This window comes from Mesorhizobium sp. M7A.F.Ca.CA.002.15.2.1 (assembly GCF_003998715.1).
In the GTDB taxonomy this organism is placed as follows: Bacteria; Pseudomonadota; Alphaproteobacteria; order Rhizobiales; family Rhizobiaceae; genus Mesorhizobium; species Mesorhizobium ciceri.
In genome coordinates this window covers 1-1,156 of the sequence record NZ_RZPI01001049.1, presented here as the reverse complement: position 1 = coordinate 1,156, position 1,156 = coordinate 1, and the positions used below count along the sequence as shown (strand labels likewise).

General features: G+C 67.0%; 3 protein-coding genes. 2 read left to right on the top strand and 1 reads right to left on the bottom strand.

All coding sequences use genetic code 11. From position 1 onward, the window contains the following. The coding region (locus ENZ74_RS32475) for a hydroxyacylglutathione hydrolase C-terminal domain-containing protein (RefSeq protein ID WP_281055403.1) at positions 1 to 116 on the top strand (116 nt) is incomplete at its 5' end. A 22-nt stretch (positions 117 to 138) separates the two neighbouring features. Beyond that, a complete protein-coding gene (locus tag ENZ74_RS32470) occupies positions 139 to 567 on the top strand; it encodes a cupin domain-containing protein (RefSeq protein WP_013529377.1) in 429 nt (142 codons plus the stop codon). Position 568: 1 nt separating this feature from the next. Here ENZ74_RS32470 and ENZ74_RS32465 read toward each other — a convergent pair. Beyond that, the coding region (locus ENZ74_RS32465; protein ID WP_127313318.1) for a lysoplasmalogenase family protein at positions 569 to 1,156 on the bottom strand (588 nt) is incomplete at its 5' end.

The following is a 1,156-nucleotide window of genomic DNA, read 5'->3' as shown; positions in this document are numbered from 1 at the left end:
CGACCAATCCCTTCCTGCGCTGGCACGATCCGGCGATCCGCAAGCATCTTGGGCTGGAGAAGGCTTCCGACGCCGAGGTCTTTGCCGAAATCCGCAAGCGCAAGGACAACTTCTAGAGCCCGTGATATCGTCGACGCCATGACCAGCTCCGCCGAAATCATCGCGACGCTCGGGCTGAAGCCGCATCCGGAAGGCGGCTGGTATGCCGAGACCTTTCGCGATGGCACTGGCGGCGCGCGCGGCCATTCGACCGCCATTTATTTCCTGCTTGAGGAGCATCAGGTTTCGGCCTGGCACCGGGTCAAGGACGCCGCCGAGGTCTGGCATTTCCATGCCGGCGCCCCGCTGGCACTGGCAATGTGGGAAGAAGGCAGCACCGTTGTGGAGCAGGTGCTTGGAATCGATCTCGCAGCCGGTGAGCGGCCGCAGATCGTCGTGCCGGCGGGCTGGTGGCAATCGGCGCGCAGCCTCGGCGAATGGACGCTGGTCGGCTGCACCGTCGCGCCGGGCTTCGAGTTTGCCGCCTTCGAACTGGCAGCACCCGGCTGGCAGCCGAAACAACCGTAGCTCAATAAGAGCCCGGATATAGCAGGGACCCAAGCGTGATCGCGAGTTGGGCGGCGTAGTACAGCGCCCAGACGGCGAAGCGCATCCAGGCGCGGTGCGGCGAGATGGCGGCCACCAGGAATTTCTCCGTGGCGAGCAGCCCGTCGGATGCCATGAACAACAGCGCGCCGCCGATCACGGAGACGTTGCTGGTGGTCAGCGCCGAGATACCCATTGCCAGGATCGCAGCGACATAGACGGCGATCGGCATACGCAGGCCGGGACCGACGCGCCGCCACAGCGCCGCCAGCATGACGGCCGCAAACACCGCCATAGCGAGCGCGATCGCTCCGCGCCACGACTCGGCGCCAAGCACCCCCAACCCGCCACCGCTGCGCAGGAACAGCGCGACATAGACGATGTGGGCGACAAGAAAACTGGCCAGCCCGCCGAGGAAGGCCTTTTCACCGTCGCGCGACAGGAATGCGTCGCCAACGGCGCTGAGGGCGAGCGCGGCGGCGAGCAGCAGCGGGCCGCCCTGCAGCCCGGCCAACACGGCAAGCATCGCCACGGCGAGCGTCGTTGCCGCCGAGCGGGCGAGCGTTGGTGG

Coding starts and splice junctions, on each gene's coding strand:
- ENZ74_RS32470 (WP_013529377.1), top strand. CDS start 139: ATGACCAGCTCCGCCGAAATCATCGCGACGCTCGGGCTGAAGCCGCAT.